We start from the raw sequence: 26,365 nt of genomic DNA on the forward strand, positions 1-26,365 counted from the left end.
ATCCTGATCGGGCGGCGCGATTCGCGTCCCGCGGCCCGGCATCGTCTCCGGCGGAAGTGCTGGTCATAGGCGAGATCATCCGTATCGCGAAAGTTGGAGATCTTTTTAAGGATCGGATGGCGTTCAACAATGCCTATGCGGCGGCGAGCGCCTCCATCGTGCGGACCACCTCGGCGGGCGTCGCGAGCGCGGCGTTCTCCGCCGCGAGGGCCCGCGCCCGCAGCGCGTACCGCGGCTCGGACAGGACCTCCCGGCACCCGGCGGCGAACGCCGCGGCCACGTCCGCGTCGGACGCGTGCCGTGCGGGCGGCACCGTCAGCGCGGCGCCGTAACCGGTCAGCGCCCGCGCGATGGCCCTGGTGTGGGTGTTCGGCGGGTGGATCAGCTGCGGCGCTCCCGCGGCCAGGGCCGTCATGGCGGTGGTGGCGCCCCCGTGGTTCACGACGAGGTCGCAGGTCGGGGCCACCGCGTCCAGCGGCATCCAGCCGACGCGGACGCCGGCCCCGCCGGCCTCGGCGCGGAACTCCCCGGCCGCCTTCCCGGGCGCCGCGACGAGCACCTCCGCGCCGTCGGCGGCCAGCTCCGCCACCAGGAGCCGCAGCGCGGCGGCGGAGAGCATGCGGTAGTGGCCGCCCGAGGTGATCAGCACGCGCCGGCGGCCGGGGGAACGGGTGTACATCCACCGCTCCAGGCGGCGCTGCGGGTTGCTCGGGATCCAGCGCATCGCCCACCCGTCCGGGGCGTCCGGCGGCCGGAGGGACGGCGGGCACGCCTCGACGAACAGCGCCGGATCCGGCAGCCCCGCCAGCCCCAGCCGCTCCAGCTCGGGCCGGAGCCCCTCCTCGGCGCCCGGGTCGACCTCCCGCGTGGGGACGCCGAGGTACTCGGAGTGCCGGACGTAGGGCACCTTGAGCCGGGTGGCGAGCAGCCCCGCCGCGAAGCTCATCGAGCCGCCGACGACCAGGTCGGGAGGCCAGTCGCCGGCCAGCTCCTGCAGCGGGCCGAGCGCGGCGGCCGCCATCCGGGCGAAGCCCCGGCCCGTGCCGAGCATCTCCTCCCGCAGATCGTCGGGATCCTGTGCGGCGTTCCGCGCGGGGCCGTTCATCACGAAGTGCCGGGTCGGCTCAGGCATGATCGAGACCGCCGGGATCTGCGTGGCGGCCGCGAACTCCATGAGCGGCTCGTTGGCGGCCAGGAGGACCTCGTGCCCCGCGTTCCGCACGGCCGTGGCGAGCGGCGCGACGGCGTAGACGGTCACCTGGCTGCCGACCGGGGTGAACAAGAACCTCATGGCACCTCGCAAGTCTCGGGTAGCGGCCTGCTCGTGGCCCGTCCGATTATGCGGGAGCCCCCGGCCGTCGCCATAAAGGTCGCGTCACGGAATTCGTCCTTTCCCCGGCGCGTTCAACCGCGCATGTCGGCAGTCGAACGTCCGCGACCACTGTGCGCGCCATGGCGCATTATGAAATGTGCCCGGAAACGGCCCGTCTCGTTAACCTGAACCGGCCCGGCCGGACCCGCCATCGCGACTCCAATGATTGGTGCCGGTGCCCGAACCGAGGAGGAACGGTGATCCGCCATGACCGCAGGGCTGCTGCTGAGGCCGCGCTCTGGTGCGGCGACCGCTGACCGGCTGGCCCGCTCCGCCGCCGCCGCGGAGGGCGCCGGCATGGTCACCGGCGACGTGCCCGCCTGGCTCGGCTCCCGCAGGCGGGCGCACGCTGCCCGGGTACGGCGCATCCCCTTCGCGGAGCTCGACGGCTGGTCGTTCGAGGCCGGCACCGGCGACCTGCGGCACCGCAGCGGGCGGTTCTTCTCGGTCGAGGGCCTGCACGTCACCCGGCCGGACGGGGAGTGGCGGCAGCCCATCATCGTGCAACCGGAGATCGGCATCCTCGGAATCCTGGCCAAGGAGTTCGGCGGAGTCCTCCATTTCCTGATGCAGGCCAAGATGGAGCCCGGGAACCCGAACCTGGTGCAGCTCTCCCCGACCGTGCAGGCCACCCGGAGCAACTACACCAAGGCGCACGGCGGGGCGACGGTCCGCTACCTGGAGCACTTCCTCCGTCCCGACCCCGACCAAGTGCTCACCGACGTGCTCCAGTCCGAGCACGGCTCGTGGTTCCACCGCAAGCGCAACCGCAACATGATCGTCGAAGCGGCCGGGGACGTGCCGGACCACGACGACTTCCGCTGGCTCACCCTCGGCCAGCTCGGCGCGCTGCTGCACGAGGACAACCTGGTGAACATGGACGCGCGCACCGTGCTGGGCAGCGCGCCGATGACGCATCCCGAGCGGACCGCGCTGACGCCGGACGACGGCCTGCTGTCCTGGTTCACCGGAGAGCGGGCCCGCCGGGACGTCGACGCCCGCCGCATCCCCCTGCGCGAGGCGACCGGCTGGCACCGCGACGCCGACTCCGTCCACCGCGCGGACGGCAGGTTCTTCCGGGTGGTCGCCGTCGCGGTCGAGGGCTCCGCCCGCGAGGTGTCCAGCTGGACCCAGCCCCTCTTCGAGCCCGCCGGCCGCGGCATCGTCGGGTTCGCGTACCGCAGGTTCGGCGGCGTCCCGCACGTCCTCGTGCACGCCCGCGTCGAAGGCGGGTTCCTCGACACCGCCGAGCTCGGGCCGACCGTGCAGTACACGCCGGAGAACTACGCCCACCTGCCTCCGGCGGAGCGGCCGCCGTTCCTCGACCTGATGCTCGGCATGCCGCCCGCCCGCATCCGCTACGCGGCGGTCCACTCGGAGGAGGGCGGCCGGTTCCGCGACGCCGAGAGCCGCTACCTGATCGCCGAGACCGACGAGTCGACGACCCCCGCCGCGGCCCCGCCCGGCTACCAGTGGGTCACCCCGGGGCAGCTGAACCGGCTGGCCCGGCACAGCCACTACGTCAACGTGCAGGCCCGGACCCTGCTGGCCGTCCTCAACACGCACCCGGCCGGAGGCCCTGTTTGAGCTCCCCAGAGACCGGAACCCCGCTGGCCCGCGTGCCGCTGCGGCGCGTCCTCGGACTGTTCCGGCCGTACCGGCTGAACCTGCTGTCCGTGGGCGCCCTCGTGGTCGCCTCGTCGCTCGTCTCCCTGGTCAACCCGTTCCTGATCCGGGAGGTCGTGGACGTGGCCCTGCCCGAGGGGCGGACGGGCCTGCTGACGGTGCTGGCGATCGGCATGATCGTCGTGTCGGTCGCCAACAGCGTGTTCGGCGTCCTGCAGAGCTACATCTCCACCAAGGTCGGCCAGCGCGTCATGCACGACCTGCGCACCGCCGTCTACCGGCACCTGCAGCGCATGTCGCTGGCGTTCTTCACCCGGACCCGCACCGGCGAGGTGCAGTCGCGCATCGCCAACGACATCGGCGGCATGCAGGCCACCGTGACGACCACCGCGACCACGCTGGTGTCCAACCTGACCACGGTGATCGCCACGGTGGCCGCCATGCTCGTCCTCGACTGGCGCCTCGCCCTCGCGTCGCTCGCAATGATGCCGTTCTTCGGCTGGCTCAGCCGCCGCATCGGGACCGAGCGCCGCCGCATCACCCGCGACCGGCAGCGGCAGCTCGCGGCGGTCTCCTCGATCGTCCAGGAGTCGCTGTCGGTGAGCGGCATCCTGCTCAGCCACACGATGGGCCGCTCACGGTCGCTGAACGACACCTTCGCGGCCGAATCGGGCAAGGTGGCCGACCTGGAGGTCCGGTCCAGCATGGCGGGACGCTGGAGCCAGTCGTGGATCCAGATCGTCATGTCCTCGATGCCGGCCCTGACCTACTGGGCGGCCGGGCTCGCGGGCCCCGGCTCGACGATCTCCATCGGCACGGTCGTGGCGTTCACCACCCTGCAGCTGAACCTGTTCCGCCCGATGGTCCAGCTCCTGGACGTCGGGGTCGAGATGCAGGCGTCGCTCGAACTGTTCGACCGCATCTTCGAGTACCTGGACCTGCCGGTCGACATCCCCGAGCCGGCGCACCCGGTCGCCCCGGCGGCGCCGCGCGGGGACCTGCGGCTGCGGGACGTCTCCTTCTCCTACGCCGGTGCCGACCGGCCCACGCTCAGCGGCATCGACGTGACCGTCCCCGCCGGGCACAGCCTCGCGATCGTCGGCGAGACCGGGGCCGGCAAGACCACGCTCAGCTACCTCATCCCCAGGCTGTACGACGCGACGTCGGGGCGCGTCACGATCGACGGGGTGGACGTGCGACGGATGTCCGCCGCCACGCTCGCCACCACGGTCGGGGTGGTGTCCCAGGAGATCCACCTGTTCCACGCGACGGTCGCCGAGAACCTGCGCTTCGCCAAGCCCGGCGCGACCGACGAGGAGCTCGTCGCCGCCGCGGAGGTCGCGCAGATCCACGACCACATCATGTCGCTGCCGCACGGCTACGAGGCCGTGATCGGGGAGCGCGGCTACCGGCTGTCCGGCGGGGAGAAGCAGCGCCTCGCGATCGCCCGCGCCGTGCTGCGCGACCCGCGCATCCTCGTGCTGGACGAGGCCACCAGCGCCCTCGACACGCACACCGAACGGGCCGTCCTGGAGGCCATCGAGGCGGTGAGCGCGGGCCGCACCACGATCATGATCGCGCACCGGCTGTCCACGATCCGGGAGGCCGACGAGATCATCGTGCTGGACGCGGGCGAGATCGTCGAGCGCGGCACCCACGCCGAGCTGCTCGGCCGCCGCGGCCGCTACGCGGCGCTGGTCGAGCGCGACGTCGACATCTTCGAGCCCGCCGCCCGGACCCCCTGACGCGGCCCTGCCCGGCCGGCCCTGCCGGCCAGCCGTGCCCGGCCGGAGCCGACGAAGGCCGCGACGCCGTTTCCGGTCGTCGCGGCCTCGTGCGGCCCCGCGGCGCGGGTCAGCGGGCGAACTCCAGGATCGAGCGTCCCGACTCGGTGGGAATGGTGCCGCGCAGCGAGAGCCCCGCGCCGGCCGCGAGCGCGCGGTACTCGTCCAGCGAGCGCTCCCGGCCGCCGATGACGGACAGCATCCGCAGGTCCATGGCGGTGGTCATCGGCGAGTTCCCCTGGTCGGCGACGAGCTGCTCGATGACCAGCACCCGGCCCGACGGGCCCGCGGTCTCGGCCGCCTCGGCGCAGCGGCGCAAGATCGTCCGGGCGTCCTCGTCGTCCCAGTCGTGGAGGACCCGCGACAGGACGTAGACGTCACCGCCGGGCGGCAGGGTGGCGAAGAAGCTCGCCGAGGAGAAGTCGCAGCGGTCGGCGAGACCCGCCGCTTCGAGGTCGCGCCGCCCCGTCTCGACGACGGACGGCAGATCGACGAGCGTCCCGCGCAGGGCGGGGTGCTTGGCGAGCAGGGCGGCCAGGAGCGTGCCCGTCCCGCCTCCGACGTCCACGACGCCGCGCACGCCCGACCAGTCGTAGGCGGTGGTGACCTCGTCGGCCACCAGCGAGACCTGCGCCGCCATCAGCGCGTCGAAGGCCCGGCCGCGCTCGGGGTCGGCCTCCAGGTCGGCCCAGAACGTCCGCCCGAACATGTCCTCGTAGACGGGCCGCCCGGTGCGCGCGACCTGGAGCATCCCCGACAGCGCCATGTCGGAGCGCCCCAGCCCGCCGTCCATGTCCAGCCAGTGCCGCATGCCCCCGCCGGAGGGGTCGGTGAGCAGCGGGCGGGACAGCTCGGTCAGCGCGTACTCTCCCGGTTCCGGCTGCGCGAACACACCCTTGGCGACGAGGTGCCGCAGCAGCCGTTCCAGGGCGGCCGGGTCGGCCCCGCACCGCTGGGCGAGCTCGGCCGCGCTCCCGGCGCCCTCGTCGATCAGATCGGCCAGCCGCAGCGTGGCGGCGACCCGGATGGCGTACGGCGTTATCAGGTCGGACAGCGCCCGCAGCCTCTGCACGTTCCCTGTGTGCGCTCCGCCGCCCGGAGGGCCGCCTCGTCCAGCGCTCATGCTCACTACCTCCCGCCTTTCGGCTACCGGTGTCGCGGGTCACGCGCCGCGCGCTTCGGCGGCGCTGCCGAGATGGGTGAGGACCTGCTGGGCGGCCTTGCGGCCGGTGTTCATGCACTGGCCGATCCCCACTCCCTCGTACGCGGCGCCGCAGACCGCGAGCCCCGGCTGCACGGCGAGCCGGCTGCGGATCTGCTTGGACCGGGCGGGGTGGCCGACGGTGTACTGGGGGAACGCCCGCTCCCACCGGTTCACCCGGGTGGCCACGGGCGCACCGGCCGCCCCGGTGGCCTCGGCGAGTTCGCCGGCCGCCAGCGCGGCGAGGTCGGCGTCGTCGCGCTCCAGCAGGTCCCGCGCGTCGACGCCGCCCGCCTGGCAGCGCACGATCTCCACGTCGCCGGCCATGTGCCGCCACTTCACCGACGAGAACGTGACGGACCGGACCGTCCGCCCGTCGACCGCCGGTACCCGGTAGCCGGCCAGGCCGCCGTCGCCGGGCCCGCCGCGGAACGTCCCGCGCGGGTAGGCCAGCGTGATCATCACCGCGTCGGCGTACGGGATCCCGGCCAGCCCGGTGCAGGCCGCGCCGGTTTCAGGGAGCCCGGCCAGCAGGGCGCCCGCGGGGCCCGCCGGAACCGCGAGGATGACCGCGTCGGCGGCGATCTCCTCCCGCCCAGCGGCCGAGTCCGCCGTCAGCCGCCAGCCGTGCCCGTCCCGCGCCAGCCCGGTCACCTTCGTCCCGGTCCGCAGCGCGGCTCCCGGGGAGGCGGCCAGGACGGCGTCGGCCATCACGCCGGGCAGCGCGCCCATCCCGCCGACGAGCGTGCCCAGCCCGTTGTGCAGCTCGGGCACGTTCGAGCCGGGGGAGGGGACTAGCATGCCCGCCGCGTCGGCTAGCGACGGGCGCTTGCGCGACGCCATCGCCAGCGGCGGCAGCGTGGCCTCGAACGACAGCTCCGCCGCGCGGCCGGCGCACATCTCGTGGACGAACGGATCGATCAGCCGGTCCACGACCTCCTGGCCGAACCGCGCCGCGACGTACTCGCCGACCGCCACGTCCCCGTTCCGGTTCGTCGCGGGAAGCTCGCGGTCCTTCCGCGCGCGGGCGACGCCCTCGTCCGACAGCACGCCCGACCGGGCGAGCTCGTCCAGGTCCGAGGGCACGCTCATGAAGTGACCGCCGGGCAGCGGCCACATGCCGCCCCGGGTCCAGGTCGCCACGGCGGTGTTGCCGGCGGACACGAGCCGCTCGCCCAGCGCCGTCCGGCCGATCAGCCATTCGGTCTTCGGACGCCACACCGCCTCGGCGCCCTCGTCCACCGCGACGCCCGCGACCTCCGACACGGACAGCTGCCCGCCCAGCCGGGACGACGCCTCGCACAGCGTCAGCCGCACCGGCTCGTCGCGCAGCAGGAACGCCGCGGACAGGCCGGCGATCCCACCGCCGACGATCACGACGTGCGGCACGTCCGACGTTCTGTCGCGGGCGGGACGCCGCCCGGTGCCCGTTTTCTGATCGACCATCACGCACACTCCCTCGAATTGCTCGGAACCGCGTCGGCACACCGTGGCACCACCGCCCATAACGCCGGTCGAGCGCTGGTGGACAAGGGGCCTGTTCCGCCCCGCCGTGAAAGGCCCGGCGCCGTCCGGTCAGGGGTTCAGCACCCAGGCGGATTCGTGCCGGGTGAAGCCGATGTGCGGGTAGTAGTCCGCCGCGGCGGGTGCCGACAGAAGCACGATCTTGGCCTGCGGCGCCTCTTTCCGCGTCGCGTCGATCAGCGCCCTTCCGATACCGGATCGCTGGTGCGCGCGGCGGACCGCGATATCGGACAGGTAGGTCACGTAGGAGAAGTCGGAGACGCTTCGTGCGATGCCAACGAGTTCCCCGTCGATGCGGCAGGTCACGACGAGGTTGGCGTTGCGCACCATCGCCGCCATGCGCCCGGTGTCCGCCACCGGCCGGCGGTCGCCGAGGCCCGAGGACCGGTAGACGTCCAGGACGTCATCCAGGTCAAGTGCGGTGCCGTTCTCACGCTGGATGTCCCATGTCACGGAGCATCTCCAATCGTTTGAGGATGACGTCGTGGTGGACGAGGAAGCGCTCCGGCTCCAGCGGCCCGGCGTCGATTCCCTGCTCCCTGAGCCGGGCGTCGAGCGTCTCGCCGGAGTCGAGCGCGCCGTTCGCGGCCGTCTGAACCGCCCGGTAGGCGTGCTCCCGCTCGGTGCCGGCCGCCAGCAGGCCGGCCAGCACCGCCGAGCTGTACGCCAGGCCACCGGTCCCGTCGATCGCGCCGCGCATCCGCTCCGGGAAGATGTCGAGGGCCTCCACCAGGTCCGCGGCGCAGATGGCCTGGTAGTGGGCGACGGTCATCGCGTCCGGCAGGACGACCCGCTCCACCGACGAGTGGGACAGGTCCCGCTCGTGCCAGAGCGCGACGTTCTCCAGCATCGTGCCCGCGTACCCGCGGAGCAGCCGGGCGAGCCCGACCAGGCGCTCGCTGCCCGTCGGGTTGCGCTTGTGCGGCATGGCGCTCGACCCCTGGTAACCGGCCGTCCGGCTCTCCTCCACCTCGCGGACCTCGCTGCGCGACAGCAGCCGCACCTCGGTGGCGATCTGCTCGACGCAGGCGCCGAGCGCCGCCGCCGCCTGCACCAGCTGCGCGTGCCGGTCGCGGGCGACGACCTGGCTGGGCGCGGACTCCGCGCCGAGGCCGAGCTCCCCGCACACGTACTTCTCGACGAAGGGGTCGATCAGGGCGTAGGTCCCGACGGAGCCGGAGATCGTGCCCACCGCGACCTCGTCCCGCGCTGCGCGCAGGCGCCGCATCGCCCGGTCGATCGCGAAGGCGAACCCGGCGAGCTTGTGGCCGAACGTCGTGGGCTCCGCGTGCATCCCGTGGGTCCGCCCGATGCACACCGTGTCCCAGTGCTCGGCCGCCCGCTCCGCCAGCACCCCGCGGAGCCGCGCCACCGCGTCGAGCAGCAGGTCGCAGGCGCGGGCGAGGGTGTGGCCGAGGGCCGTGTCGACGAGGTCGTAGCTCGTCATGCCGAGGTGCACCCACCGGGCGGAGTCGTCGGGGATGTCCTCGCAGAAGGCCGTGAGGAAGGAGAGGACCTCGTGGTCGCGCTCGCGTTCGATCTCCGCCACGCGCTCCGCGGCCGGCACCCGGGCGCCGCGGATGTCCGCCAGCGCCTCCGGCGGGACGCGGCCGAGCAGTGTCTGCGCCTGGGACGCCAGGAGCTCCACCTTGGCCCAGGTCTCATAGCGGGCCTGGTCCGACCAGAGCTCCGCCATCTCGGGCAATGAATAGCGGGCTATCATCTCCGTCGTCCTTCCGCGGGGACGTGTACAGCGGCTTTCAGTGTCCTCCCCGGATTCTTCCGGACGCCTTTGTTCAGCTGCTTGTTTTCAGCAGTTGAACGCCGCCGTCCAGAGTTGAACGGATTCTTCTCCGAGATTGCTCCATAGGGCTGCGGTCTTGGCGAGCCGTTACTTGCACGAGCTTTGGCGCGTGCCATGTAGTGGTGATGTGTCAGTTTCAACGGCCACCAGAAATCATCGGCGGAAATGCCGTGGCATTCCCGAGACGAGGGAGCTGTTCCTGCGGGGCCATGCCACGGTCGCCGAGCATGTGGAGAGCGTCCTCGACGCCATCCGCGAAACGGACGCGGAACTGGGCGCGTTCGTCGCGGTCGCGGGGGACGGCGCGCTGCGCGAGGCCGAGGCGGCGGACCGGCTCATCGCGGAGCGCGGCGCGGCGGCCTTCCGCGGCCGGCCGCTGCTCGGCGTGCCGGTGTCGGTGAAGGACCTCGTCCAGACCCGTGACCTCCCGACCCGGCGGGGGTCGCTGCTGCCGAACCCCCGCCCCGCCGCGGACGCCCCCGCCGTCGCCCGCCTCCGCGCGGCGGGGGCGATCGTGGTCGGCAAGACCGCCACGTCGGAGTTCGGCTGGAGCGCGAGCACGGTGGGCCGGCTCGCCGGCCCCACCCGCAACCCCTGGGACCGGAGCAGATCGGCCGGGGGCTCCAGCGGCGGGTCCGCCGCCGCGGTGGCGGCGGGGCTGTGCACCGCGTCGATCGGCACCGACGGCGCGGGGTCGGTCCGCATCCCCGCCGCGTTCTGCGGCGTGGTCGGGTTCAAGCCGTCCTTCGGCCGGATCCCCTATGTGCCGCCCTGCGCCGATCGCCTGGCGCACGTCGGGCCGCTCGCGCGGAGCGTGGCCGACGCCGCCGAGCTCACCGCGGTGCTCGCCGGCCCCGACCACCGCGACCCGGACTCGGTGCCCGGCCCGCCCCGGCTCGCGGCACCACCCGTCCCGCTGCGGATCGGCTGGACCGAGTTCCCCGGGACGTCCGGCGAGGTCCGCCGCGTCACCGAGGGCGCCCTGCCGGTGCTCACCGGGCAGGGGCATCGCGTCGACCGCATCGAAGTCCCGTTCCCCGACCCGTACGCGGCGCTCGTGGACGTCCTCGCGGTCTCCGAGGCGACCGGCACCGCGCCGGAGGACGAGCCGTGGTGCGACGAGGGCCGGGCCGCGCTCGTCCGGTACGGGCGTTCCCTGAGCGGCACCGCGGTCGTGCGCGCCGAGGAGACCCGGACGGCACTGCGGGCGGCGCTCGCCTCGGTGATGGCGGACTACGACCTCCTGGCCATGGCGACCGTCCCCGCCGAGCCGTTCGCCGCCGGCGCGATCGCCCCGGCCTGGGCCGCCGACCCGGACGACCTGCTCTGGCTGGCCTGGTCGCCCGCCACCTACCCCTTCAACATCACCGGCCAGCCCGCCCTGACCCTGCCCGCCGGCGTCACGTCTAGCGGGCTCCCGGCCGGGCTGCAGCTGGTGGGCCGGGTCGGCGCCGACGACCTGGTGCTCTCGGCCGCCGCCCGGATCGAGGCGGGACTCGGCCGCGGCGCGGCGCCCGACCCGGAAACGAAGGAGGAACGATCATGAAATCCAGGCCATGGTCCCTGCACGGCGAGGAGGGCGGCGTCGGGTCCCCGGCGTTCGTGGCCGAGCACGGGCTCTGGGACGACCGCCAGGCCGCCGCCGCCGAGCGGGTCGAGGCGGAACTGGACGAGGTCGACCTCGTCCGGGTCGCGTTCTGCGACCCGCACGGGCTCGCCCGCTCCAAGACCGTGCCCGCGAACGTCTTCCGCGCCGTGCTGCGCAACGGCATGGACTTCAGCGCCGGGCCGCTGGTCTTCGACACCGGCCACGCCGTCGCCGTCGACATCCTCGCCGACACCGGCGTGGGGGTCGGCGAGCTGCTCGGCGCGGGCGACTTCGTGCTCGTCCCGGACCCCCGCACGTTCCAGGTGCTGCCCGGCCCGGGGCCGCGGACCGCCTGGGTGCTCGGGAACGAGTACCTGCGCGACGGCTCCCCGCACCCGCTCGCCTCCCGCGACGTCCTGCGCCGGGTCTGCGCCCGGTACGCCGAGCACGACCTCGCCGCGGTCATCGGGCTGGAGGTCGAGTGGTACCTCACCCGGCCGACGGGCGGGCCGCCCGGCAACGCGGGCAACGGCTTCGGCCGGCAGGGGCCCGCCCCGGCGGTGGAGGCCGTGAACCCCGGCTACCAGTTCAACCTGGACGCCCACTACGACTCGGTGGCGGACGTCGCGGACCCGCTGGCCGCGCTGCTCGTCGCGCTCGGCCTCCCGCTGCGCTCGATGGAGCACGAGTCCGGCCCGGGACAGCTCGAAACCACCTTCGGCCCGATGCTGGCCCTGGACGCGGCCGACGCGATGCTGCTCTTCCGCACCCAGGTCAAGCGGTTCTGCCGGCGGCGCGGCACGCACGCCTCCTTCATGACGCTGCCCCGCCTCGACGGCTTCGACTCCAGCGGCTGGCACCTGCACCAGTCCGTCACGAGCACCAAGACCGGCCGCAACGTGTTCGCCGCCGGCGCCGGCGCGCTCGACGTGATCTCACCCGAGGGGGAGTCCTACGTCGCGGGCCTGCTGGCGCACGCCCGCGACCTGTGCCTGCCCAGCGTCCCGACCGTGAACGGCTACCGGCGGCTGGCGCCGGAGTTCTCGCTGTCCCCGACCTCGGTCGACTGGCGCTTCGAGGACCGCACCGCGATGGTGCGGGTGCTCAGCGGCGGCGCCGCGACGCACGTCGAGAACCGCATCGGGGAGTCGTGCGCCAACCCGTACCTGTCCATCGCGGCCCAGCTCCACGCGGGCCTGGAGGGGCTGGCCGCCGGGGACCGGCCCGGCCGGGCCGCGTATCCCGCCCTGCCGGGCTCGCTGCGCGAGGCCCTGGACGCCTTCGCCGCGAGCGGCCCCGCGGAGAGCCTTTTCGGCAAGCCGCTCAAGACCTGCCTGACGATGCTGAAGGAAAGCGAGGTGTCGCGATTCGAGGAATGGTGTGCGGCGCACCGCCCCGCCACCGGAGAAGTGACCGAATGGGAGCACCGCGAATACTTCGGTGCCTACTGAACGAACCGCAGCAACCCCACCGGGAAGCCGAGGTGAGCACGACATGCCATGGGCGAAGGAGACGACCGCCGTGGCGGACGCCGGGCGCGCCGAGCGGATCGCGCAGCGGTCCCGCGACGCGAACTGGAAGAAGCCGCCGCGCCGCATCGAGACATCGGAATGCATCACGTGCGACCTGTGTCGGCGCAACTGCCCGCCCGAGTTCGGGGCGATATTCGACCGGGGGCTCGACGTCGTCATCGTCCCGGAACTGTGCTCGGGCTGCCCGGTCTGCGTGATGGTCTGCCCGGTCGACTGCATCTACGTGGACGAGGAATGGACGCCCACCCCGGAACAGCTCTGGGACCACGTCGGCCTGACGGCCGGAGGGGGAAGCGATGACCCTGCCCGCGACGCCTGACGGAAGGCGGTCCCGCAAGGCCGCGCTGGCGGAGGCGCGGCAGAGCCGCCGCCCCAGCAGGCTCGGCCGGCGCGCGGGGACCGCGGCCGGGCCGGACCACCCGCTGCCGGACGACGCCGGGTTCCCCGGGCTCCTGCGGCGGACCTGGCGGCGGGCGGCCGCCGAACCGGACCTGTCGTCGGCCATGGACACGCTGCTCACGCTCGCCGGGCACGTCCCGGCGGACGTCCAGCTGCGGGCGCTGCCCGCGGCGGAGGAGTGCGCGCTGAAGGTCCTGTCCGGCCGGTCGTGGCGGGCACCGGGCCGCGGCGCCGCGCCCGCGCCCGGCGCCCCGGCGGCGTTCCTCGGCGAGATCGGGCTGAACACCAGCGGCCGCGTCGTCGTGCGCGTCCCCTCGAAGCCGCCGCTGGCGGGGGAGGAGGACCTCGTCGGCGGTGTGCTGCGCGTCCCGTGGACCGACCGCGACCTCGCGCTCTACCGGGCCGAGCTCGCCGGCGCCGCCGCGCGGCTGCGCGGCTCGGCCGCCGACTGCCGCGCGTGGCTGGCCGCGGCCGGGCCGGACGGCCGCCGGGACATGCTGGAGGACCTGAAGGAGGCGGCCCTCCGGACGGCGCCGTTCGTGCTGTACTCCGGCGACCGCCGGTACACGAACTTCCGCGACCGGAACACGCTGGCGGGCAAGACGCTGTGGCCCGGCCATCCGGACTGCGCGCTGAGCAGCCTCACGACGGTTCCGCTGGAGCTGTGGTCGGACAGCGACGTCCTGATGGTGGCGTGCCTCACGCTGCTGGTGCGGTCCGCCGGATTCGCCCGGATCGAGGAGGCCAACGGGACGCAGCTCACGGTCGACCACGTCGCCTCCCTCCTGGAGCGGACGCGCGCGGCGTACAACGCGGTCCCCGGCGGCCGCCCGGTGCCGCCCGCCGCCTCGGCCTCGGTGGCCGAACTCGGCGACCTGGCGGCGGCGATCGCCCGCCGGCGCCGCGAGATCACCGGGCGGGGGGCCCGGCTCTACCGCGAGATCCACGGCCCGCTGATGCACAAGGTCGAGCGGGTCGCCGGCCCGCCCGGCGGCGAGGCCCGGGAACTGGAGGACGACCTCTGCGGGCGCCTGCGCGAGCGGCTCCCGGTCTCCGGCGGCACCCTCGCGGAACTGGGCGCCTCGCTGGACGCGTCGCCCGGCTGGCTGGCCGGGCCGCACGGCGCCCACCGGACGGGCCTCGAGTCCCTGGTGCACGAGACCGTCCGCGCGGCGACGGCGGCGTTCGACGCCGACTTCGCGATGAGCCGCGGCATGCGGTCGCTGACCGCGCTGACCGCGGCGCTGCGCGCCGGGGACTGGCCCGGGATCACCGCCTGGGATCTGCCGCACTTCTTCTGCTGCGTGGTGCCCGCGCCGGAGGCCCGGCGGTACTTCGGGGACTCGGCCGCGCGCACGGCCGACGCCGCGTGGGCCATGTCCGCGCGGATGCAGTACAACTCGTGGCACTTCCTCGCCGGCAACCTCCCGAAGGTCCCCGAGGTCGCGGCCCGGGACTACTTCGTCCCGCCCACGATCCCGGACGTCGCGTACTACTCCGACCAGCACCACCACGGCCACGTCGCCGCCAAGGTGCGCTTCACCGTCCGCAGCCCGCAGCCGGTGCGGGTGCTGGACCGGACGTTCGACGGGTTCGTCGACCTGCGGCTGCTCCGCTGCGAGGGGCTGCCGTACGGGGAGCAGGACCTGCTGGCCGCCGACCGCGTCTCCGGCTTCATCGCGAAGGCCACGGGCCTCGCGGCGGAGCTCGTCGCGCGCGGCGCGGACATCGAGGTCACCGCCTTCGACAGCCGGTGGCACTGGGACCGCATCGCCGGATGAGAGACGCTCGCGGCCCCCGCCGATCGGCGGGGGCCGCGAGCGTTCGCGCACCGGTGGGTCAGGCCATCGCGGGCTCCGACGCGGAGCGGCTGTGGACGACGCGGTAGCCGTTCCAGTCGTGCTCGGTCGTCAGCGAGTTCCGCTTCTCCTGCGTCTTCCGGCGCGCGGCGGGCTGCTCGTCCTCGGCCGTCGCGCGGAACGCGTCGTAGGACTCCTTGCCGTCCCACTGCGAGTAGACGACGACGAAGTCGTTGTCCCTGCCGACGGTCGAGAGGCCGCCGCGGTCGAGGCCGCGCGACCGGATGCCCCGCAGCACGCTCTGCGAGCGGTAGCCGGGCGTGTCCACCAGCCAGTCGTGGGACGACCCGACCACGGCGATCAGCTCGTCCTGGTCGGCGGGGTCCACACCGAGGACTTCGAGGACCGTGTAGTCCGCGCGGCCGGGGGAGACCTCGGTGACGTCGCCCTGGGACGGGTGGCGCCGGCTCAGCTCGACCTCGGTCTGCATCAGCCGGACATAGGTGGTGATCTCCTCGAAGACCGGCACCGTGCGGTGCTTGAACTCGGCCCCGGCGTAGCGCGACTCCAGGTCCTCCTTGCCGCGCCACTGGATGAAGTTCGCGGTGCCCGGCTGGTCCTCGCCGCGGTGCACGGTGCTGGAGATCCAGCCGGGGAACGCCGCCGTGTCGACGATCGCGCGCATCTCGCTGACCAGCCGGTCCACCTGCGCGTGCGTCTCCGTCCGGAACAGGTTGACGACCGTCAGGTACCCGTCCTCGGAATTGATGAATGGCATGTTCGACCTCACGTTCTCGGTTGCGGTTGCTACGGCCGGGCGCCTGCCGCTGCGGGCGCCGCGGCCCGGCGGCCCTCCTGCGGCCGGCCGAACCAGCGGGTGAGGGCGTCCGGCAGGCCGGCCGCCCGGGAGCCGCCGGAGCCGATCCAGGCGAGGTGACCGTCCGGCCGGACCAGCGCGGCCTCGACGCCGGCGAGCGCGCCCTCGGAGGGCACGGCTGCGGTGACGACGTCGGTCCGGTCCGTCCACGGCTCGGCCGCGGCGCGTAGCTCGCCGTCGTCGCGCAGGTCGAGGAGGATGCCGCGGCCCTTGTGCAGGAGCCGGAAGGCGCTCTCCGTCCCGGCCGGTCCGGAGCCGCCCGCGAGCCGCACGTCCGGCAGCCGCCGCCCGGCGAGCGGATGGTCGTCCTGCCCGACGTCGTAGCGGATGTCCAGGCCGGTGACCATGCCGACCAGCCGCCGCTGCACCTCCTCGTACTCCAGCAGCTCGGTGAGCACCTCCCGCATGGGGTTCATGTCGTCGGCCCCGAGGTACAGGGTGCGCTGGGCGAGGGTGTTGTTAAGGATGCCGGCGGCCACGGGATGCCGTTCGGAGTGGTAGGTGTCGAGCAGGTCGCCGGGCGCGTGGCCGTTGAGGACGGCGCCGAGCTTCCAGCCGAGGTTCATGGCGTCGCCGATGCCCGCGCTCATCCCCTGGGCGCCGATCGGCAGGTGGATGTGCGCGGCGTCGCCGAGCAGGAACACCCGCCCCCGGCGGTACTCCGCCGCCTGGCGGCTCGAATCGGTCGTGTAGCTCGTCCACAGCGGACGGGCGCCGCCGATGTCCTCGCCGGTCAGCCGCTGCCAGGCGGCGGCGATCTCGCCGAAGCCCGGGGGGCCGTCGCCCTGCCGCTCCATCCCGCGCTCGTACAGGATGACGCGGCGGGCCTCCGGTCCCAGCGGCAGCACCATCACCATCCCGCCGGGGACGCGCTCCCCGGCGAACCGGGGCCGCAGCGGGCAGTCCGTCACGTCGGCGAACCACAGCTCCACGGTCGGGTCGGTGCCGGGGAAGCCGATGCCGGTGAGCTTGCGGACGGTGCTGCGCGCCCCGTCGCAGCCCGCCGCGTAGCGGGCGCGGAGGCGATCGGGGCCGGCCGGTGTCGCCACGTCCACGGTGACGCCGCCGTCGTCCGCGGTGAGCCCGACGACCTCGTGCTCCCGCCGGATCTCGGCGCCGAGCCCGGTGGCCCACTCCGCGAGCACCTCCTCGGTGCGCGACTGGGGGATGCCCCGCGCCCCGTAGGAACCGCCCTCGACCACCTGGAAGTCGATGGGCAGCCCGCCGAAATGGCCGAACGGGATGGTCTGCACGTCGCCGAATCGGGACAGCAGCCCCCGCTGGTCGAACTCCTCGATGGCGCGGGCCGAGAAACCGAGCGCGCGTGACTGCCGCATCGGCTCGGCCAGCAGCTCCAGGACGACCGTCCGGACGCCCGCCAGGCGCAGTTCCCCGGCCAGCATCAGCCCGGCGGGGCCCGCCCCCACGATGACGACGTCCGCGTCGAAGCCCTCCATGTCTCCGTCCACCTTCCGTGCGCTCTGGCGTTCCGGTCGCGTCACGAGGCCGCCCGCCTTCCGGCGCCCTCGGCGTACTCCTTGGCGAGCCGCAGGGTGGCCGTGCTGTTGCCGCTCAGGGCGTTCCGGACGAACTCCTGCGCGGCCCCCACGTCCGCGTCGTCGCCGAGCACCTCGGGGATGCGCTCGGTGTTGATCCGCACGGTGTGCCGCGATGTCACCGACACCCCGCCGTCGTGCCGCTCGATGATCCAGCGCCCCGTGTGCAGGGCGAGCAGCGCGGGCAGGACGGTCTGCTTGTACGCGATGCCCGTGTACGGCCGGCACACCCGCACGGACCGCGTGGTGTGCACCTGCCCGTCCTTGGTCCGCGTGTCCATTTCGAGGATCTGCAGCCCGGGGGTGTCCTCCTCCAGCGACACCCTGGCGACGTGGGGGAGGCGCCGCGTCCAGAGCCGGGCCTCGTTGAGGAAGTCGTAGACGTCCTCGACACGGCCGTCGACGGTCACCGTGTCGTCGAAGGTGACGAGGCCGTCCGGCCCGGTGGCCTCCGCGCTCTCCCTGAGCGCGCGCAGCTCCGACTCGCTGTTGCGGTCGACCGCCCGGCTGATCCAGTCGAGGTCGGCGGTCTCGCCGCTCGCCGCGAAGAAGTCGTGGAGCAGGCGCACCCGGCAGGCGGTCCCGGACACGGGCTCCACCACCCATTCGCCGCCCATGCCGCCCACCGGGGGCTGGGACCGCTCCTGGCGGAACGAGACGCTCATGCGCTCCGGGTCGTGCTCGCGCCGGGACGTCCACGTCTTGGCGGTGCCGTTCGCGGTCGCCCAGAGCCGGATCAGCTCCGAGTTCCCGTCCCGCTCCACGCATTCGGCGTGCACGGTCGGCGGGAAGATCTGCGGCCAGCCGCCGACGTCCGCGATCATCGCGTACACCTGCCCGGCCGGAGCGGCGATCTGGACCTCGTGTTCCGTCTCACGCATCGTGCTCGTGGTCACGTTCGTTCTCCTCTGGGTTCGGAAGCGTCCGGTCGCGGCGGGGGCGCCTAGCGGGCGGACGCCGGCACTCGGACGTCGTGGTCCTTGCGGGCCGCGCCGAACCAGCGCCGCAGGGCGCCGGCGAGGTCGCCCCCGTCCGGCGCGGCCCAGGCGACGTATCCGTCGGCGCGCAGGAGCACCGACTCGGTCGGCGCGCCGCCCTCCTCCGGCCCGGCCGGGAAGTCCCGCACCTCGGCCACGTCGACGCGGTCCGCCCAGCGGGCCGCGGTCCGGGCGGTCCCGCCCGAGGCGTCCGCGGTGATCAGGACGCCGCGCGCCGGGTGCAGCAGCCGGGCGATCCGGTCGCGGCCCCCGCCGGCGAGCCGCAGCTCCCGGTCGGGCATCCGCCCGCCCAGCAGCGGGTGCCGCCCCGGCACGCCCATGTCGTAGCGGACGTCGAATCCGCTCACCATGCCGATCAGGTGCCGCGCCACCTCGGGGATCGTGCTGAGTTCTCCCATGACGTTGCGCAGCGGCTCGACCTTGTCGTCGTTCAGGTTGAGCGTCCCTTGGGCGAGGGTGTTGAGCAGGACCCGCGCGCCCACCGGGTGGCGTTCGGCGTGGTAGGTGTCCAGCAGCCCCTCGGGGGCCCGGCCGGTGACGGTCGCGGCGAGCTTCCAGCCGAGGTTGAAGGCGTCCTGCGCGCCGACGCTGAGCCCCTGCCCGCCCGCGGGCAGGTGGATGTGCGCGGCGTCCCCGGCCAGCAGCACCCGGCCGCGGCGGTACTCGGTGACCTGGCGGGTGGCGTCGGTGAAGCTGCTCACCCAGCGCGCCTCGCCGTGGTGGATCGACTCGCCGGTCAGCCGCCGCCACGCGTCGGCGAGCTCGGTGAACCCGACCTGGCGGCCGGTGAACGTCACCTGGTCGCCCTCGTCCGGCGGGCTCTCGTTCTCGCACACGATGACGCGGGTGTAGCCGTGCTCCAGCGGCGCCGCCATCACCATGCCGTCCGGCAGCAGCTCGCCGATCCGCCGGGGCCTGATGTCGCAGCCCCTGACGTCCGCGAGGAACATCTCGCGGGTCGCGTCGGCCCCGGCGAAGTCGAAGCCCGCGAGCCGCCGGACGGTGCTCCGCCCGCCGTCGCAGCCCACCAGGTACCGGGCGGAGCACTCCTCGGGGCCGTCCGGCCCCCGGACGGTCGCGGTCACGCCGTCCTCCGCGGCGTCCAGCCCGGTGAGCTCGCGGCCGCGGCGCACGTCCGCGCCCAGCTCCCGCGCCCACCCTTCGAGCATCTCCTCGATCTTGTACTGGGGCGCGTTGCGGACGCCGAAGTGCGCGCCCTCCAGCAGCCCGTAGTCGATCGGGACGCCGCCGAAGTGCCCCCGCCTGGTGATCTCGGGGTTCTCCAGCCGGCCGAGGAGCCCGCGCTGGTGGAACATCTCGGTGGCGCGCGCGGTGAAGCCGATGCCGCGCGACTGCCAGCCCCGCTCGGTCTCCCGCTCGACGACGACGACCTCGGCGCCGCCGAGGCGGAGTTCGCCGGCGAGCGTCAACCCGGTGGGCCCGGCGCCGACAACGATCACGTCGGTTTGCATTGTCCGTCCTCAGCTTCGAGTGGGCGTGCCGGCCGCTTGCGCCGGCCTTCAGGCGGGGACGGCCTCGACGATCGAGACCGGGCACGTGGTGGGGACGACCCCGGTGACCTCCAGGCCGGCCTTGGCGAACAGCTCGCCGTACTGCGGCAGCGTCCGCTCCTTCGCGCCGAGCAGGAGCAGCAGCCACAGGTCGATGACGTTGCCGATGTGCCGCTCGTTGCCGTCGCCGAGCACGTACTCGACCAGCAGGAGCCTGCCGCCGGGGGCGATGGCGTCCCGCACGTTCCGCAGGACCGCGAGGCACTCGGGCTCCGGGAAGTCGTGCAGGACGTGCTTGAGCACGTAGGCGTCGGCGCCCGCCGGCAGCGCGCCGAAGCCGCTGCCGTGCTCGATGGCGGCCCGGTCCGCGACGCCGGCGGCCTCGAACACCGCCGCGGCGTCCGCGGACGCCGCCTCGGACTCGACCAGCACGCCCCGGGACCCCGGCGCCTGCGCGAGGATCCCGGCGAGCAGGCCGCCGCGCCCGCCGTTGACGTCCACGATCGTGCGGAACCGCGAGAAGTCGTAGGCCGCCAGCACCGGCTCGGTCTCCGAGGCGGAGATGCTGCCCATGCCCTGGAAGAACACGGCGGCGTACTCGGGGTGGGAGCCGAGGAACTCGTAGGCGCCCATGCCCCGCAGCTTCGGCAGGTTGGCCTCGCCCGAGCGCACGGAGGCGAGCAGGTGCCCCCAGTCCTCCCAGAGCAGCGGATGGCCCATCAGGACGGCCATGCCGCGCATCGAGTCGGGCGCGTCCTCGCGCAGCGCCTCGGCCATGGGGGTGAGCGCGAACCGGCCGCCGGGCTCGACGGCGAACACCGAGTGGCCCGACAGCATGCGCAGCAGCCGGTGCGTCGCCTCGGGATCGCTGCCCACCCGCCCGGCTATCTCCGCAGCGGTCAGCGGTCCGTCGCCGAGGACGTCGGCGATGCCGAGCTTCGCCGCGGCCGAGAGCGCCTGGGTGACCACCGCGCCCTGGATCAGGTCGAGCAGCGAGTACGCGGCGGATTGGTCCCGCACCGTGGGCAATGCGGACATGTTCGCCTCCTGGATCGGTAGCCTCTGCCACCCGACGATAGGTTCGCGTTTTTTATGGCCGCAACATTCTTCGGGCCGTGTTCAACCGGGGTGCGTTCAACCGGAAGAATGGTTCCAGTTGAACTGGGAGCAAATCAATCCACGCTCGACCGAGATTAGTGGGCACCATGCGACGCTGCCGTGGCAAAAGTTCTACGAAGGGATACGCGGAATGGCGGACAATGGACATCGGGTCGCGCTGATCACCGGCGGGACCAGCGGGATCGGCCTGGCGGTCGCCGAGAACCTCGCGGCCCGCGGCTGCAAGGTCTTCATCGGCGCGCGCACCGCGGCGGACGTCGACGAGACGGTCGGCAAGCTCCGGTCGAACGGCCACGAGGCCGCCGGTGCGGCCGCGGACGTCCGGCGGCCCGAGGACGCCGCGCGCCTCGTCGGCGCCGCCGTGGAGCGGTACGGGCACATCGACGTCCTGGTGAACAACGCCGGCCGCAGCGGCGGCGGCGTCACGGCGGACATCGCCGACGAGCTCTGGTACGACGTCATCGACACCAACCTGAACAGCGTCTTCCTCATGACGCGGGAGGTGCTCCGGTCGGGGGGGCTGCTCGAACGCGGCCGGGGCCGGATCATCAACATCGCGTCCACCGGCGGCAAGCAGGGCGTGGTGCTCGGCGCCCCCTACTCCGCCTCCAAGCACGGCGTCATCGGCTTCACCAAGGCGCTCGGCCTCGAACTCGCCAAGACCGGCGTCACCGTCAACGCCGTCTGCCCCGGCTACGTCGAGACGCCGATGGCGGAGCGGGTGCGGCAGGGGTACGCCGCGCACTTCGACACCACCGAGAAGGAGATCCTGGAGCGTTTCGAGGCGAAGATCCCGCTCGGCCGCTACAGCACCCCCGAAGAGGTCGCCGGCCTCGTGGAATACCTGGTCGGCGACGCCGCCGCGCCTGTGACGGCGCAGGCGATCAACGTCTGCGGCGGACTCGGGAACTACTGAGGCCGCATCCCTCGACTCCCCAGTAAGGCGGTAGAACGCATATGCGGAGCACCCTGATCGTCGCGCGGATGGAACCGCGGTGGCAGCCGGACGTCGCGCAGTTGTTCGGCGCGTTCGACCGGACCGACATGCCGCACCGCATGGGCACCCGGCGCCGGGAACTGTTCACCTACCAGGGCCTGTACTTCCACCTGCAGGACTTCGACGACGAGCACGGCGGCGACCGGATCCTCCAGGCGCGGAACGACCCCCGCTTCATCAGGATCAGCGACGACCTGAAGGGCCGCGTCGAGCCCTACGACCCGCTGACCTGGCGCTCGCCGGCCGACGCCATGGCGACCCGGTTCTACCACTGGGAGCCGGACGGCTGACGGCCGCGGAAGCGGGCACGACGTGACCCGCGGGCGCGCGCGGCGCCCGCGGGTCACCTCTCGTCCGGGCGCGGATCAGGTCGTGGCGAACCCGGCCAGGACCCGGCCGAGGATGTCCATCTCGATCCGGTGCCACGAACCGGGGAGCTGCATCCCCCAGCCGCAGGGCAGCGCCTCCGCGGTCTCCCGCGCCGCCGCGCGCAGCCAGTCGCCGGTGTTCTCGCTGTTGACGACGAGCGCGGGCGTCCGCAGGGCGGCCAGCCGCCGCACCGGGACCTCGAAGTCGCCGCAGATGGCCGTGTCGTAGAGGAGCGTGTGGGCGTTGGCCTCGTTGGTCGCCCACAGCGGCGTCCGCCGCCAGTCCGCGATCATCTCCGGGCTCAGCCCCATCATCTCGGTGAGGAAGTACTCCGCGGCCTCCCCGCGCCTGCCGTCCTCCACCAGCGTGCGGAGGGCCTCCATGAAGCCGGCCGGCGGCTTCGGGTGCCCGCCGACCCGGTAGAACGGCTCGTGCAGCCCGAGCTTGGTGATCGGGACGCCGGCCAGCGCCGCCTCGATCGCCAGGTTCGCCCCGCAGGACCCGGCGAACACCACCGCCTCGCCGCCGGCCTCGTCGATGACCGCCGCCAGGTCCTCGATCTCCCGCTCGACGGCGTAGCCGGGCGCGTCCCCGCTCTCGCCGCGCCCCCGGCGGTCGTAGACGTGGACGGTGCAGTGCGGTGCCAGCTCGGGCACCAGCGAATCGAAGATCGTGTGGTCGCGGAACGCTCCGTTGAGCAGCACGATCGGCGGGCCGTGCCCCGACTTCTCGTAGGCGATCGTCGTGCCGTCCCGTGAAACGACCTTGCGCATGACGCCTCCTCGTGGCGAATGGTGGTGTCCGTGTCCGAATTTCCGGCGGGTCGCTACCGAGGTGCGTGGTCGTGGTGCAGGACGCGGGACAGCGCGTCCGCCAGAACGCCGGACGGGTCCTCGCTGCCGTCCGTGCAGCGCCAGGCCACGTGGTTGTCGGGGCGCACCAGCACGGCTCCTTCGTCGCTCATCTGCCGGACGGCCGCCCACCGCCCGTCGACGTCGGCGTATTCGGCGCCGTCCCCGATGCGGGCCGTGGAGATCGGTATGGAGAACTTCTCCGCCACCTGGGCCGCCGCCTCGCACCACGGCGACCCCGCCGGGCCGGTGAGCAGCGCGAAGCCGCAGCCGGGCCCGGCCAGGTCGTGGGTCGACAGCCGCCGCCCGCCGTGGTCGAGCCAGGCGTGCGGCAGCCGGTGCCCGGGGCGGGTCGTGGGCCGGTACACGTCGCGCAGCGGCTCGCGGGCCGGGGGCGGGACGCCGTCCGGGCCGACCGCCCCGTCCTCGTAGGCGAAGCCGATCTCCAGGTCGTGCGCCTGGTAGCCGCCGCGGGCGGTGGCGAACATCTCCGCGGCCCGCGCCCGCTCGGCCGCACCGAGGGGCGACGGGTCGAAGTACGCGGCGAACATCCGCTCGCGGCGCTCGGGCGGGGTGGTCGCGCCGAGGCCGATGGCACCGAGGATCGCCTGGTTGTGGGCGGCCGCGGACAGCGCCCAGTCGATGTTGTGCGCGCCCACCGGCCGCCGCTCCGCCTCGTAGGAGTCGAGCAGGCCGTCGGGTGCGCGTCCGCTGAGCACCGCGGCCAGCTTCCAGGCGAGGTTGTGCGCGTCCTGGACGCCGCTGTTCAGGCCGAGGCCGACGGTCGGCGGCTGGCGGTGCGCGGCGTCCCCGGCGAACAGCACGCGCCCCCGGCGGTAGCCGTCGGCGAGGAGCCCCTGGACGGTCCAGGACGTCACGCCCAGCAGCTCCGGGTCCAGGTCCGGCAGGCCGAGCACCTCGCGGATCCTGGAGACGATCGCGTCCTCGTCCGGGCCGGCCGCCTCGTCCGGGGGGAGGTGGAAGTGCATGACCCACTCCTCGCAGCGCTTCCCCCAGGTCGGCCCCATCTCGAAGAGGTTGCTGAACAGCCCCGGGTCGTAGGGGTTGAGGAAGTGGGTCATGTGCGCGCCCTCGCGCCACCACGGCGACAGGTCCGCGGCGAAGTACACGGTGGTGATCCGCCGCAGCGCGGGACGGCCCCGCATCTCCACGCCGAGCGCGGGGCCGAGCGTGCGGCCGCCGTCGGCCGCGATGACGTACCGGGCCGTCACCTCGGTGGTCGCGCCGGTCGCGGTGTCGCGGACGGTGGCGACGACGCGGCCGCCCTCGTCCGTGAGGCCGGCGAGCTCGCGACCGAACAGGACGCGCCCGGGATTGCGCCGCTCCGCGTGGCGGCGCAGGATCGGCTCCAGCCGGCTCTGCGGCAGCCTGGCCGGCAGGACGGGCCCGGCCGCCGCGTAGCGCTCGCGCAGCACGCCGCCGCCGAAGCCGTCCATCTCGTGGATCATCCGGCCGTCCAGCGGCCGGTCGCCGGCCAGCGAGGTCAGCCAGCGCACCTTGGCGAACGACTCGACCGGCGCCGCCTGCTCGGCCACCGCCTCGTAGAGCCCGTGCTGGCGCAGGATCTCCATGGTGCGCTGGTTGTGGTAGTGCGCCTTCGGGATCGCCGACGTGCCCGCGTGCCGTTCCACCAGCAGGTGGCCGACGCCGTGGTCGGAGCAGAAGACGGACGCGGCCAGGCCGCACCCCCCGCCGCCGACGATCAGGACCGGGACCTCGACCGCGTCCGTGCCCGTCCCCTTCTCCGCCATTGCGGGTCTCACCGGGCTCCGCCGGCCGCCTGCGCGAGCCGCTCGCGCATGGCCGCGGTGTCGTTGGCGTGCGGGAAGGGGGTCTCGGGGACGTCGGTGCCCAGGAACTCGCACAGCGGTTCCCAGCCCTGCTTCACGTCGTAGACGAGAAGCCTGCCCGTGTCGAAGCCCTCCACGACGTCCTGGTTGTGCCGGTGGAAGACCTCGATGGCGTGGTCCTTGTCGGAGAAGCGTCCGCCGAAAAGGCCGTCCCAGACCATGGTGCTCGTCACGCGGTAGATCCGGGCGGGCATGGAGCGCGGGTCCGGCCGCTTCGACTCGTTCATGAGGACGAACTGGTAGAGCGTGTCGTAGGTGCTCTGGTACCAGCGCTCGGCGTCCCGCACCGTGAGGATCATCTTCGCCTCGGGGAACGCCTCGGCCATTTCCCGGTAGTAGACGGCCGGGGGGCCGTCCACGGCCGATGTGTAGCCGTCGAAAAGCGCGTTCCAATCAGGGCGCTGCCCCTCGCAGACGACCTTTTCCCACTGCGCGAGGCGCGCTTCGTCGCCGGTGACGTCGAACATATGGAAGCACGGCCCGTAACCCAGTCGCTCCAAGGCCACTTTCAGCGACGTCGTACCGGTCCGGCCCAGGCCGGCATTGAAGAGTTTCATCGCGTCGATTTCCCTTCGGTCGTCGATGGCGCGAACCGCATGGCACAGCACCCTGCGTCCGGAATGGTTCCGGCCGCAATGTTCCGGCGGTGTTCAAGGGAGCGGCGGCGGTCACACGGAAGCGCGTGCGGCGGCATCGGCGAGGGCGCGGTAGAGCCGGTCGTCTTCGGTGTGCCCGGCCTCCCATTGCACGCCGACCGCGAACGCCCGGCCCGCGACCTCCACCGCTTCGATCACTCCGTCCGGTGCCCACGCGGTCGGGACGAGGCCCGTGCCGATCCGGTCGATCGCCTGATGGTGGTGGCAGACGATCTCGGCCGGGCCCGCACCGAGGATTCCGGCGATCCGGCTCCCGGGCTCCAGTTCCAGGCGGTGCCGGCCGAGGCCGAACGCCCCGGTCTCCGGGCAGTGGCCGTCGTTGCCGGTGACCTCGGGGAGGTGCTGGTGCAGCGTCCCTCCGCGGAGCACGTTGAGCAGCTGCATGCCGCGGCAGATGGCGAGGACGGGCAGCCCGGCGCCGAGCGCCCTGTCGACCAGTGCCAGCTCGGCCGCGTCGACGGCCGGGTCGGCTCCCCGGGTCATGGGATGCGGGCCGCCCCCGTACAGCGACGGGTCCACGTCCGGGCCGCCCGGGACCAGCAGGCCGTCGAGGCGGTCGAGGACGTGCCCGGTACCCGGCAGCGGCGGGACCAGCACGGGGGTGCAGCCCGCGGCGGCGAGCCGTTCCACATGCGGCTGGAACGCCAGGCTGACGGTCATCTCACCGCCCTGCAGCGTGACCGGGGCCGTCCGGGCGCAGATCCCGATCACCAGGCGCATTCGGTCGAGCGTTCTGTCCATGGCCGGCCCCGTCCTTTCGCACCTTCCCGGATGACCGTCATCGAGGAATGCCACCGAACGAAAGCACGCTCGTGCCGCGGACGAACAGAACACGCCTGCCCGGGCCCGGTGGTTCAACCGAGGAGAACGCGCGGATGAACGCGCACCAGCGGTAGTGCATCGCCGGTCCAGGGAGCGTCCATCCGCCGTC

The 26,365-nt window shown here is 73.5% G+C and carries 22 protein-coding genes; 8 read left to right on the forward strand and 14 right to left on the reverse strand.

From position 1 onward, the window contains the following. Positions 1–133: 133 nt before the first annotated feature. Positions 134–1,291 carry a nucleotide disphospho-sugar-binding domain-containing protein gene (locus tag E1200_RS00340; protein ID WP_131949698.1) on the reverse strand — a complete coding sequence of 386 codons (1,158 nt, stop codon included), beginning with the start codon at positions 1,289–1,291 and terminating at the stop codon, positions 134–136. 288 nt (positions 1,292–1,579) lie between these two features. Between E1200_RS00340 and E1200_RS00345 the strand changes: the two genes are divergently transcribed. Together E1200_RS00345 and E1200_RS00350 are read left to right on the forward strand one after the other, a co-directional pair. After that, positions 1,580–2,959, forward strand: coding sequence for an NDP-hexose 2,3-dehydratase family protein (locus E1200_RS00345; protein ID WP_131949699.1), 1,380 nt, complete (start codon positions 1,580–1,582; stop codon positions 2,957–2,959). Then, the gene (locus E1200_RS00350) at positions 2,956–4,743 is read left to right on the forward strand and encodes an ABC transporter ATP-binding protein (protein ID WP_131949700.1); all 1,788 of its coding nucleotides are present in this window, start codon (positions 2,956–2,958) and stop codon (positions 4,741–4,743) included. Before E1200_RS00345 ends, E1200_RS00350 begins: the two co-directional genes overlap by 4 nt. 109 nt (positions 4,744–4,852) lie before the next feature. On the opposite strand, the gene E1200_RS00355 is transcribed toward E1200_RS00350, so the two are convergent. The 4 genes from E1200_RS00355 to purB all read right to left on the reverse strand — a co-directional run bounded on the left by E1200_RS00355 (position 4,853) and on the right by purB (position 9,230). Continuing rightward, the gene (locus E1200_RS00355) at positions 4,853–5,854 is read right to left on the reverse strand and encodes a methyltransferase (protein WP_131949701.1); all 1,002 of its coding nucleotides are present in this window, start codon (positions 5,852–5,854) and stop codon (positions 4,853–4,855) included. A gap of 90 nt (positions 5,855–5,944) precedes the next feature. Continuing rightward, positions 5,945–7,429: a protoporphyrinogen oxidase gene (gene hemG / locus E1200_RS00360; protein ID WP_131949702.1), complete on the reverse strand. Its 1,485-nt coding sequence runs from the start codon at positions 7,427–7,429 to the stop codon at positions 5,945–5,947. A 129-nt stretch (positions 7,430–7,558) separates the two neighbouring features. After that, positions 7,559–7,960, reverse strand: coding sequence for a GNAT family N-acetyltransferase (locus E1200_RS00365; RefSeq protein ID WP_131949703.1), 402 nt, complete (start codon positions 7,958–7,960; stop codon positions 7,559–7,561). Further along, entirely contained in the window at positions 7,938–9,230 is a 1,293-nt protein-coding gene (gene purB, locus E1200_RS00370) for an adenylosuccinate lyase (protein ID WP_131949704.1), read from the reverse strand. The genes E1200_RS00365 and purB overlap by 23 nt, the downstream gene beginning before the upstream one ends. A gap of 310 nt (positions 9,231–9,540) precedes the next feature. Here purB and E1200_RS00375 point away from each other — a divergent pair, with 310 nt between their 5' ends. From E1200_RS00375 to E1200_RS00390, 4 genes are read left to right on the forward strand one after another with little or no spacing between them, the layout of a single operon-like run. Further along, entirely contained in the window at positions 9,541–10,857 is a 1,317-nt protein-coding gene (locus E1200_RS00375) for an amidase (RefSeq protein ID WP_131949705.1), read from the forward strand. Then, positions 10,854–12,350, forward strand: coding sequence for a glutamine synthetase family protein (locus tag E1200_RS00380; RefSeq protein WP_207932963.1), 1,497 nt, complete (start codon positions 10,854–10,856; stop codon positions 12,348–12,350). The genes E1200_RS00375 and E1200_RS00380 overlap by 4 nt, the downstream gene beginning before the upstream one ends. Positions 12,351–12,393: 43 nt before the next feature. Beyond that, complete coding sequence (locus E1200_RS00385; protein WP_131949707.1) at positions 12,394–12,750, forward strand: 4Fe-4S dicluster-binding protein; 357 nt, start codon at positions 12,394–12,396, stop codon at positions 12,748–12,750. Further along, positions 12,728–14,611, forward strand: coding sequence for a hypothetical protein (locus E1200_RS00390; RefSeq protein ID WP_131949708.1), 1,884 nt, complete (start codon positions 12,728–12,730; stop codon positions 14,609–14,611). Before E1200_RS00385 ends, E1200_RS00390 begins: the two co-directional genes overlap by 23 nt. 58 nt (positions 14,612–14,669) lie before the next feature. Here E1200_RS00390 and E1200_RS00395 read toward each other — a convergent pair whose 3' ends face one another. Genes E1200_RS00395 through E1200_RS00415 form a run of 5 tightly spaced genes read right to left on the reverse strand, consistent with a single transcriptional unit; the run spans position 14,670 to position 20,609 of the window. Next, the gene (locus E1200_RS00395) at positions 14,670–15,407 is read right to left on the reverse strand and encodes an antibiotic biosynthesis monooxygenase (RefSeq protein ID WP_131949709.1); all 738 of its coding nucleotides are present in this window, start codon (positions 15,405–15,407) and stop codon (positions 14,670–14,672) included. A gap of 29 nt (positions 15,408–15,436) precedes the next feature. Then, positions 15,437–16,963: an FAD-dependent monooxygenase gene (locus E1200_RS00400; RefSeq protein ID WP_131949710.1), complete on the reverse strand. Its 1,527-nt coding sequence runs from the start codon at positions 16,961–16,963 to the stop codon at positions 15,437–15,439. Positions 16,964–17,004: 41 nt separating this feature from the next. Further along, positions 17,005–17,958: an aromatase/cyclase gene (locus E1200_RS00405; RefSeq protein WP_279483272.1), complete on the reverse strand. Its 954-nt coding sequence runs from the start codon at positions 17,956–17,958 to the stop codon at positions 17,005–17,007. Positions 17,959–18,005: 47 nt separating this feature from the next. Next, positions 18,006–19,532, reverse strand: coding sequence for an FAD-dependent monooxygenase (locus tag E1200_RS00410; protein WP_131949711.1), 1,527 nt, complete (start codon positions 19,530–19,532; stop codon positions 18,006–18,008). 48 nt (positions 19,533–19,580) lie between these two features. Next, the gene (locus E1200_RS00415; protein WP_131949712.1) at positions 19,581–20,609 is read right to left on the reverse strand and encodes a methyltransferase; all 1,029 of its coding nucleotides are present in this window, start codon (positions 20,607–20,609) and stop codon (positions 19,581–19,583) included. 211 nt (positions 20,610–20,820) lie between these two features. Between E1200_RS00415 and E1200_RS00420 the strand changes: the two genes are divergently transcribed. Together E1200_RS00420 and E1200_RS00425 are read left to right on the forward strand one after the other, a co-directional pair. Next, the gene (locus E1200_RS00420; RefSeq protein WP_131949713.1) at positions 20,821–21,606 is read left to right on the forward strand and encodes an SDR family NAD(P)-dependent oxidoreductase; all 786 of its coding nucleotides are present in this window, start codon (positions 20,821–20,823) and stop codon (positions 21,604–21,606) included. A 41-nt stretch (positions 21,607–21,647) separates the two neighbouring features. After that, positions 21,648–21,977, forward strand: a complete 330-nt coding sequence (locus E1200_RS00425; RefSeq protein WP_131949714.1) for a TcmI family type II polyketide cyclase — start codon at positions 21,648–21,650, stop codon at positions 21,975–21,977. Positions 21,978–22,052: 75 nt separating this feature from the next. Here the strand turns inward: E1200_RS00425 and E1200_RS00430 are convergent, their stop codons facing one another. The 4 genes from E1200_RS00430 to E1200_RS00445 form a co-directional block, all read right to left on the reverse strand. Then, positions 22,053–22,829, reverse strand: coding sequence for an alpha/beta hydrolase (locus E1200_RS00430; protein WP_131949715.1), 777 nt, complete (start codon positions 22,827–22,829; stop codon positions 22,053–22,055). A 53-nt stretch (positions 22,830–22,882) separates the two neighbouring features. Further along, complete coding sequence (locus tag E1200_RS00435; RefSeq protein WP_207932965.1) at positions 22,883–24,691, reverse strand: FAD-dependent monooxygenase; 1,809 nt, start codon at positions 24,689–24,691, stop codon at positions 22,883–22,885. Beyond that, positions 24,688–25,335 carry a sulfotransferase family protein gene (locus tag E1200_RS00440; RefSeq protein ID WP_131949716.1) on the reverse strand — a complete coding sequence of 216 codons (648 nt, stop codon included), beginning with the start codon at positions 25,333–25,335 and terminating at the stop codon, positions 24,688–24,690. The genes E1200_RS00435 and E1200_RS00440 overlap by 4 nt, the downstream gene beginning before the upstream one ends. Before the next feature lie 111 nt (positions 25,336–25,446). Continuing rightward, positions 25,447–26,175 (reverse strand): gamma-glutamyl-gamma-aminobutyrate hydrolase family protein, encoded by a 729-nt coding sequence (locus E1200_RS00445; RefSeq protein WP_131949717.1) that lies wholly within the window; start codon positions 26,173–26,175, stop codon positions 25,447–25,449. Positions 26,176–26,365: the final 190 nt, after the last annotated feature.

Source organism: Actinomadura sp. GC306, assembly GCF_004348665.1.
Classification (GTDB): Bacteria; Actinomycetota; Actinomycetes; order Streptosporangiales; family Streptosporangiaceae; genus Spirillospora.

Coding starts and splice junctions, on each gene's coding strand:
- E1200_RS00340 (WP_131949698.1), bottom strand. CDS start 1,291: ATGAGGTTCTTGTTCACCCCGGTCGGCAGCCAGGTGACCGTCTACGCC.
- E1200_RS00345 (WP_131949699.1), top strand. CDS start 1,580: ATGACCGCAGGGCTGCTGCTGAGGCCGCGCTCTGGTGCGGCGACCGCT.
- hemG (WP_131949702.1), bottom strand. CDS start 7,429: ATGGTCGATCAGAAAACGGGCACCGGGCGGCGTCCCGCCCGCGACAGA.
- purB (WP_131949704.1), bottom strand. CDS start 9,230: ATGATAGCCCGCTATTCATTGCCCGAGATGGCGGAGCTCTGGTCGGAC.
- E1200_RS00380 (WP_207932963.1), top strand. CDS start 10,854: ATGAAATCCAGGCCATGGTCCCTGCACGGCGAGGAGGGCGGCGTCGGG.
- E1200_RS00385 (WP_131949707.1), top strand. CDS start 12,394: ATGCCATGGGCGAAGGAGACGACCGCCGTGGCGGACGCCGGGCGCGCC.
- E1200_RS00390 (WP_131949708.1), top strand. CDS start 12,728: ATGACCCTGCCCGCGACGCCTGACGGAAGGCGGTCCCGCAAGGCCGCG.
- E1200_RS00395 (WP_131949709.1), bottom strand. CDS start 15,407: ATGCCATTCATCAATTCCGAGGACGGGTACCTGACGGTCGTCAACCTG.
- E1200_RS00400 (WP_131949710.1), bottom strand. CDS start 16,963: ATGGAGGGCTTCGACGCGGACGTCGTCATCGTGGGGGCGGGCCCCGCC.
- E1200_RS00410 (WP_131949711.1), bottom strand. CDS start 19,532: ATGCAAACCGACGTGATCGTTGTCGGCGCCGGGCCCACCGGGTTGACG.
- E1200_RS00415 (WP_131949712.1), bottom strand. CDS start 20,609: ATGTCCGCATTGCCCACGGTGCGGGACCAATCCGCCGCGTACTCGCTG.
- E1200_RS00420 (WP_131949713.1), top strand. CDS start 20,821: ATGGCGGACAATGGACATCGGGTCGCGCTGATCACCGGCGGGACCAGC.
- E1200_RS00425 (WP_131949714.1), top strand. CDS start 21,648: ATGCGGAGCACCCTGATCGTCGCGCGGATGGAACCGCGGTGGCAGCCG.
- E1200_RS00430 (WP_131949715.1), bottom strand. CDS start 22,829: ATGCGCAAGGTCGTTTCACGGGACGGCACGACGATCGCCTACGAGAAG.
- E1200_RS00440 (WP_131949716.1), bottom strand. CDS start 25,335: ATGAAACTCTTCAATGCCGGCCTGGGCCGGACCGGTACGACGTCGCTG.
- E1200_RS00445 (WP_131949717.1), bottom strand. CDS start 26,175: ATGGACAGAACGCTCGACCGAATGCGCCTGGTGATCGGGATCTGCGCC.